Origin of the sequence: uncultured Hymenobacter sp., from assembly GCF_964243305.1 — a bacterium.
Taxonomy (GTDB): Bacteria; Bacteroidota; Bacteroidia; order Cytophagales; family Hymenobacteraceae; genus Hymenobacter.
This window is the reverse complement of the sequence record NZ_CAXTEF010000068.1, coordinates 1-7,728: the sequence shown is the minus strand read 5'-3', so window position 1 is coordinate 7,728 and position 7,728 is coordinate 1. Positions and strand designations below refer to the sequence as shown.

Genomic DNA, 7,728 nt, shown 5'->3' with positions numbered 1-7,728 from the left:
AACAAGCGGCTTAACCTCTACTAACCACTGGCTTGCCGAACGGGGAAGCGTACAGAGAGACTTAAGCAAGCCAACGCGGCGGGTAGCTTGTATGTCTACCGCCAAGTCAAGTTCAATGGAGTAGAGGTACCAGAGCAATATCAACCAGGAGTTGATCTCTACGTGTTCAAACAGTAAGACGGGTTGCATGCTATATCTGCCCAGTTCACTTCAATGTTAGTTACAAAATGATTTAACGATTTGGCAGTGCTTGTACACCATTGGCTTAAATGAAAGAAGGAACGACCGCTTGGTCGTTCCTTCTTTCATTTAAGCCAATGGTATTGCTTACTGCTCGTTCAGGGCCCAGTTGTAGGGCAGATAAGCCAGCTTAGCTTCGGGGCTGACCTTTTGGTTGGCGTACTTATTAATCGTCTTCTGAATCGAGTTGCCGTCTTTTTTGAAGTCGCCGGGGTAGAAGTTAAAGATTTCTGATACCTGCGGGGCGTTGGGCGGGCTGAGCTTGTTCTTGGCCGGGTCATTCATAAAGTCGCGCGACTGGTCTTCGAGCTGGGCACTGAGGCGGGCGCCCACGTAGGCCTCGCGGCGCAGCTTGGGGCACGAGACGGCCGCGCACACCAGCGCGAAGTGAATGCGGTACTCATTAAACCGCTTGCGAATCAGGCGCTGCTCCAGGTCGTTGAGGCAAACCTTTTCTTTATTCAAGCGGATAAAGCGCTGGTCCCAGACGGTATTGACCAGCGTCTTGTCGCCGCCGAGCTGGCGGATGCTCTTGACCGGGTAGCCGCGCAGCACCCGCTGAATGGTGAAGGCATTGTAGGCGTTAATCCAGTAGGCCAGCTGCTCGTCCTTGCTCCAGTTCTGGTCATTGGGCAGCGTGTTGCTGATGCTGGCGCAGTAGGCGCTGAGCTGGCTCGAATCGGCCAGGAAGCCGCGGTAGTTGACCATGCCGCGCTCATCGACGTGCTTCTTAAGCAGGGCATCGAAGCTGGCGTGGCTGATGGGCCTGGTGCCGGGCATGGTGGGGTTTAGCTCTTTCAGATAGCGCAGGTACTGGCAGCTGCCCATCAGCGGCCAGGCTAGCAGCAGCATAGCCAGCACGGCCAGCCGGGAAGCAATGAGGGAGCGCGGGTTCATAAAAGGAGGGGGGTAGGGAAGCGGGGCCCGGCGATAAGTCCGCCGGAAAACGTCTAAATCCAGACGCGGCACAAACCTACGCACGAGGTATAAGTTTGGATGACGTGCGGCTCCACTGGGCAGGGCAGGCCCACGGGCCCGCTATTTCGCTTTTTTACAATCCGGGCCGCAGCGGGGGCCGTAGTTTTGCGCGGCCAACTCAATCCGTAAAACTCCTATTCTTTCTTCGTTTTCTTTTATCCTTCCTTTTATGTTGCCAAACGCTACTCTCTTGGGGCGCCTGCTGCCGGCCGTGGCCGTGGTCTGCGCCAGTGCCGGCCCCGCCCAGGCCCAAACCGCCGACGCCGGCCGCGTCAGCGGCCAGATTAAGGACGACCGCGGCCAGCCGCTGGTGGGCGCCACCGTGGTGCTCCAACCTTCGGGCCTGAACACCGTCACCAACGCGGAGGGCCAGTTTGAGTTGCCGAATGTGCCCGCCGGCACGTACACCGTCACGACCTCGTTCGTAGGCTTTCGCACCGCCACCCAGACCGTGCAGGTGTCGAGTACGCAGGCGGCCGTCGTAGCCGCTACGCTCGCGCCCGACGCGCTGCTGATGAGCGATGTGGTCGTGACGGGCACGTTCAACCCGCAGAGCAAGCTCGAAAGCTCGACGGCCGTCACCACGCTCGACGCCCGCCAGATTCAAACCCGCGTCTCGCGCGGCACCGCCGATTTGCTCATGGCCGTGCCCGGCTTCCGGGTGAACTCGGACGGCGGCGAGGCGGCCAACTCCATATCGGTCAGAGGCTTACCTTCCAATGCCGAAGCTGGTTTTGGCTTTTTACAATTGCTCGAAGATGGACTGCCGCTGCTCGAAGTCGGCTCGCTGACCTTCGCCAAAAGCGACATTCATCACCGCGTCGATGAGACGCTGAACCGGCTGGAAGTGGTGCGCGGCGGCTCGGCGGCGGTGCTGGCCAACAACGCGCCGGGCGGGCTGATTAACTTTCTGAGCAAGACCGGCGCCGGCCCGCGCATTGGCGGCACGCTCAAGCTCACCGGCGGCGACCAGGGCTTTTATTCCGACCGCACGGGTGCCTCGCGCCTCTTCGGGATGCAGCGCGTCGATGCCAATGTGGGCGGCCCCATTAAGGGCACGCCGCTGCGCTTCAACATCGGCGGCTTCTACCGCTACGACGAGGGCACGCGCTACCCCGGCTTCCCGCTCAACCGCGGCGGGCAGGTGAAAGCCAACGTGACCTACACCCTCAAAAACGGCTACGTGCGCGTCTACGGCAAGTACCTGAACGACCGGGTGGCGTATCTGACCAGCATCCCGTACCAGAACCTGAACGACCCGGAGCGCATTCCGGGCGGGCCGGACCTGCGGCGCGGCACAGTGATGTCGGAGTACAACCGCTTCACGTCCATCCCAAATCCATTCAACAATGGGCAGGGCACGCTGACCCGCGATTTGGCCGACGGGCAGCACTCGCGCTACAAGTCGGTCAGTTCGGAGGTGTTTTTTGACCTGGGCCACGGCTTTACCCTCACCGATAATGCCCGCGTGCTCGACGCCAACCTCAGCACCGACGGCGTGTACGATTTGCTACCTCCCTTCTCGGGCGTAGGCCTGGCGCAGTCGTACCTGAGCGGCTTCGGGCCGCTCGGCGCCAATGGCTTTGAGCTGCGCTACGCCGATGATAACTCGCTCGTAGCCAGCGGTGCCTACAACGCCACTACCCGCGCCATCACGCCGACCGGCGGTAACTTCAACTTTAATGGCAACGGGCTGGTGAACGTGGCCGGCATTTTCCCCGACGACAAGCCCGCCACCAACGCTATCAACCGCCTGCAAATCAGCAAGACCGTGGGCGGCCACCAGCTCACCGGCGGCTGGTACGCCTCGCGCTACACCATCAAGGAGCGGCTGAGCTACAACCAGATTGTGCAGGAAGTAGCCGACCGCCCGCGCCTGCTCAACCTGACCATTCTGACGGCGCCGGGCTTTTTCGGCGGGCAGCCCATTCAGGCCACCGAAAACGGCTTTCTGGCGTACTCGTTCGGCACGGCCGGCGGCGTGCTGGCCAACACGAGCAACACCACCCAGATTAACAGCTTTTTCCTGGGCGATGAGTGGACGATTTCCGAGCGCCTGCGCCTCGACGCCGGGCTGCGCTTCGAGAACAGCCACTCGTTTGGGCGGGCGGAAAAGTCGGCCATTGCGCGCAACCTCGACCAGAATTACAATTTCAACTTCACAGCCACCCGCGCCACCAACCCGGTGTACCAGAACGGCGGCCTCGACGGCAACTACCTCACGCAGTTCGACAACAATTACTTGCAAACCACCGGCGACTTCCGCCGCTGGGACTACCTGTTTCAGACCGTGAACGGCTCGCTGGGCCTCAACTACAAGCTGGATGAAACCACGGCCCTGTACGGGCGCTACTCCAACGCCGGCGTGGCCCCGACCAACGACCAGTGGGCCTTCGGCCAGGAGCCCGGCGACCCGACCGGCAATTCGACGCGGCGCGGCGCCATCCAGCGGGTGCAGCAGGCCGAAGTGGGCGTGAAGGCCAACCCCGGCCGCCTCGGCCTGGGCCTTACGTTCTTCTACTCGCGCAACTCCGACATCCCGTTCACGGTGCAGCAGGTGAGCGCGGGCGGTGGCTTCACCCTCACGCAGCAGCGCGGCACGGTGCGCAGCGCCGGCCTCGAAGCCGAAATCACGGTGCAGCCCGCCCGCGGCCTCGTGCTGCGCGGCATCGCCACGGTGCAGGCGCCGCGGGTGGTCAAGTTTCAGCAGGTTGACGAAACCGACAAGCTCGTGAGCATCGCCGGCAACCGCCTCGAAGACACGCCTGACATCCTGCTCGAAGCCGGGTTTGAGTACAGCGTCAAGGGCTTCGACGTGTTCAGCAACTACCGCTACTTCGGCGACCGGTACGCCAACCGCCGCAACACCATTCTGCTCCCGGATTACGGCGTGCTCTTCGGTGGGCTGGGCTACAACTTCGCCGGCAGCCTGAAGGGCGTGCGCCTCTCGGTGCAGGGCTCCAACCTGCTCAACGTCCTCGGCTTCGGCGACGCGGCGGCCCGCAACGGCGAGAACAGCGCCGCCACCAGCCAGGCCTTCGTCGACAACCAAACCGTGAACGCGGCCACCGGCCGCACGCCCGCGCAGAGCGCCGTGAACCTGGTGCGGCCCATTCTGCCGCGCAACATCACGGCCAGCGTGGGGTATTCGTTTTAAAGGAATTAAGAGGTAAAAGGCAAAATCCCTACCCCCCTCGCTTGGCTTGAAGCCGAATGAGGGGGGTAGGGATTTTACCCTTTAACGCTCAACTTTTAACTCTTCCCTCCCTACCCCCCTACTCTATCACGGGCGCTCGCTCAAACGGCTTGCTTCTATCAAACAGATACCGGAACGTGCCGTGCGTGCGCCAGATGTGGCCGCCGACGGCCTCGGCCACGCGCATCATCTTGGGGTTGAAGTCGCCAATCCAGTTCATTACGAAGTCCTCATAATGCACCTTGCGCGTATCCTGCACCATCTTGGAGATGGCCAGCACGAAGGCCATCTCCAGATTCCGCCCCTGATGAGCCGGCACGATGCCGAAAGCAATGCCGGTGAGCGTGCGCACCGCCCCGCGCCAGCGGTGCCAGGCGAATTTAGCCTTGCCCAGCAGGTCAAGCCGGCCATTCACGTACCTGAACAGCTCGTTCAACTCGGGCAGGGAGATGAAAAAGCCCACTGGCTCGCCCTGGTAGTAGGCAAACCAGCACACCTTTTCGTCGATGATAGGGCGCAGCTTACGCATGATGCCGGTGGCCTGCTCGGGCGTCATTTCCTTCACGCCATCGTGCTTCACCCAAGCTTTATTATATACCTGCCGGAAGTCCTCGGCATACTTGGGTAGGTTTTTCACGCGCAGGTGCTCGAAGTGGTAGTCGGGGTCGTGGAGCACGGCCGCCTTTTCCAGGTAGTCGGGCGTGAGCGGGATGACGACCTTGCGGAAATAGGTAAACTGGTTGAAGTAGAGCTGGAAGCCGTAGGTTTCGAGCAGGCGCCGGTAGTAGGGCGGGTTGTAGGTCTGGCCGTAGAGCGGGGGGCCGAAGTTGTCAATCAGCAAGCCCCACCACTGGTCGCGGTCGCCGAAGTTGATGGGGCCGTCCATCGCCGCCATCCCCCGGCCTTGCAGCCAAGCGCGGGCCGTGTCCAGCAGCTGGGTGGCCGCCGGTTGGCTCTCCGTACACTCGAAAAAGCCTACCCCCCCCGTGGGCTGGGCAAACGTGCGGGCCGTGCGCTCATTGATAAAGGCGGCAATTCGGCCGATGGTCTGCTCCTGCTCATCCAGCAAGAGCCAGCGGCAGAGGTCGCCGTGGCGGAAGTACTTGTTCTTAGCCGGGTCGAAAACAGTTTCAATGTCCTTGTCGAGCGGGCGCACGTAGCTGGGGTCAGCGGCGTAGAGGCGGACGGGAAACTCGATAAATTCCCGGCCCTGGGCCGGGGTTACTACTTCCTGAATCTGCATGGATGATAGCGGGTTGGGGCGGCCCAGGGTGGGGCTTGACCCTCCCCGGCGGGGCGCAAGGTAGCGGTCCGGGCCCGCCTTTTCTACGTAGCTTGGGGCTTGATTGGGTTGCACCGGGCCGGGCCTACTGTGGGACAGCCTCCTACCCCGGCCGGCTGCTTCGGCCGCTTATCTGTATCTATGCATCTCGTCATTATCGGCAACGGCGTCACGGGCGTGAGCTGCGCGCAGGCCGTGCGGCAGCTCGACGCGGCGGCCCGCATCACGATTATTTCCAGCGAAAGCGCCCACCACTACTCGCGCACGGCCCTGATGTACATCTTCATGGGCCACCTGCGCTACGAGCACACCAAGCCCCACGAAGACTGGTACTGGGCGGAAAACCGGCTGGAACTCATTCAAGCCCAGGCCACTGGCCTCGATACTGCCCGGCAGGAAATAACCCTTGACAACGGCCAGACCCTGGCCTACGACCGCCTGCTGCTGGCCACCGGCTCCCGGCCCCGGCTGGCCGACTGGCCCGGCCAGCACCTGCGCGGCGTGCAGGGCCTCTACGGCCTGCCCGACCTGGAGCAGATGACGCGCGACACGCAGGGCATCCGCCGCGCCGTGGTGGTGGGCGGCGGCCTCATCGGCATCGAGCTGGCCGAAATGCTGCACATGCGCGGCATCCACGTCACCCAGCTCGTGCGCGAGGGCCGCTACTGGGCCGGCATCCTGCCCGCCGAAGAGGCCGCACTGGTCGAAAAGCAGATTGCCGAGCATCATATCGACTTGCGCCACCACACCGAGCTGGCCGAGCTGCTCGCCGGCCCTGACGGCTGCGTGCGCGCCGTGCGCACCACAGCCGGCGACGAGCTGCCCGCCGAGTGGGTCGGCCTGGCCATCGGCGTGGTGCCTAACCTGGCGCTGGCCCAGGCCGGCGGCCTCGAAACTGGGCGCGGCATCCTGGTCGATGAGCTGCTGCAAACCAGCGCGCCCAACGTGTTTGCGGCCGGCGACTGCGCCCAGCACCGCCAGCCCGGCCCCGGCGAAACCGACCTCGAACAGCTCTGGTACACGGGCCGGCTCCAGGGCCAGTGCGTGGGCCACACCATCGCCGGGCGCCCTACCCCCTACCGGCGCGGCGTCTGGTTCAACTCGGCCAAGTTCTTCAACCTCGAATACCAGACCTACGGCCGCGTGCCGGCCCAGACGCCCGAGGGCGAGGCAAGCTTCGTCTGGCAGCACCCCGGCGGGCGCCACCTGCTGCGCATCAACTATCGCCAGGACGGCCCGCAGGCCGTAACGGGCATGAACGCGCTGGGTTTGCGCCAGCGCCACGACGTCTGGGAGCGGTGGCTGCGCGAGGGAGCTTCCATTTCCTCCGTGTTGAAAAACCTGGGCCAAGCCAACTTCGACCCCGAGTTTTTCCGGCGCCACGAAAAGGATATTCGCCGGCAGTTTCAGGAGCGGCGCCCGCAGCCGCTGGCGCGGTAGGGTGCGGGGCTTGTCCCCGCCCGCCGTTCGCGCCGTTCAATCACTACCCCGACGCTTGTCGTTCTCGTGCCGGGCGGGGGCCAGCCCCGCACCCTACTACTATGCTGCCTACTATCCCTACCCCCCCCTCCCTGGCCCTAAGCCCAGCCGCGCCCGATGCCGGCGCCACTGAGAAAAGCCTGCTCGCCGTAGTAGCCGCGGGCCTGCTCGCGCTGCTGCTGGCCGCCGCCGATGCCCAGCCGGCGCGGGCGCGGGGGCTGTTCTACCTGGCCCTGGCCCTGACCAGCGCCGGCACGCTGGCCTGGAGCTGGTATAAATTCGGGCGCCGGCCGGCCGGCGTGCACCAGAACAACCTCTGGCACCGCGCGAGCACCAGCCGCGGCGCCGTGGCCTGGGTTACCGGACTGGTCTTCACGGGGTTCTACGTGGTGCTCTACTGGTTCAGCAGCCCCAATAGGGCCGGCAATTACGGGGTGCTCAACAACCTGATTCACGCCCTCGACCCCTTCAGCCAGGTGCTGCGCCACCGCGCGGCCGACCAGTGGTTTCTCTACGGCACCTTCTACACGCTGGCCGTGCTCGTGATGGGCGG

General features: G+C 63.7%; 4 protein-coding genes and 1 pseudogene. 3 read left to right on the top strand and 2 right to left on the bottom strand.

Translation table 11 applies throughout. The features are described from left to right. Nucleotides 1-327: 327 nt before the first annotated feature. Nucleotides 328-1,137: a DUF547 domain-containing protein gene (locus ACFE70_RS19825; protein ID WP_375419519.1), complete on the bottom strand. Its 810-nt coding sequence runs from the start codon at nucleotides 1,135-1,137 to the stop codon at nucleotides 328-330. Between the two features lie 250 nt (nucleotides 1,138-1,387). Between ACFE70_RS19825 and ACFE70_RS19820 the strand changes: the two genes are divergently transcribed. Beyond that, on the top strand, nucleotides 1,388-4,375 hold the full coding sequence (locus ACFE70_RS19820; RefSeq protein WP_375419518.1) for a TonB-dependent receptor: 2,988 nt from the start codon (nucleotides 1,388-1,390) through the stop codon (nucleotides 4,373-4,375). A 118-nt stretch (nucleotides 4,376-4,493) separates the two neighbouring features. Here the strand turns inward: ACFE70_RS19820 and ACFE70_RS19815 are convergent, their stop codons facing one another. Continuing rightward, a complete protein-coding gene (locus ACFE70_RS19815; RefSeq protein ID WP_375419517.1) occupies nucleotides 4,494-5,657 on the bottom strand; it encodes a hypothetical protein in 1,164 nt (387 codons plus the stop codon). Between the two features lie 180 nt (nucleotides 5,658-5,837). Here ACFE70_RS19815 and ACFE70_RS19810 point away from each other — a divergent pair, with 180 nt between their 5' ends. Then, entirely contained in the window at nucleotides 5,838-7,136 is a 1,299-nt protein-coding gene (locus ACFE70_RS19810; protein ID WP_375419516.1) for an NAD(P)/FAD-dependent oxidoreductase, read from the top strand. A 101-nt stretch (nucleotides 7,137-7,237) separates the two neighbouring features. Then, nucleotides 7,238-7,728 (top strand): annotated as a pseudogene (locus ACFE70_RS19805) (4Fe-4S ferredoxin); the annotation flags it as partial.

Excerpts from the sequence above, each read along its gene's own strand:
- ACFE70_RS19825 (WP_375419519.1), bottom strand. The coding sequence starts at position 1,137 with ATGAACCCGCGCTCCCTCATTGCTTCCCGGCTGGCCGTGCTGGCTATG.
- ACFE70_RS19820 (WP_375419518.1), top strand. The coding sequence starts at position 1,388 with ATGTTGCCAAACGCTACTCTCTTGGGGCGCCTGCTGCCGGCCGTGGCC.
- ACFE70_RS19815 (WP_375419517.1), bottom strand. The coding sequence starts at position 5,657 with ATGCAGATTCAGGAAGTAGTAACCCCGGCCCAGGGCCGGGAATTTATC.
- ACFE70_RS19810 (WP_375419516.1), top strand. The coding sequence starts at position 5,838 with ATGCATCTCGTCATTATCGGCAACGGCGTCACGGGCGTGAGCTGCGCG.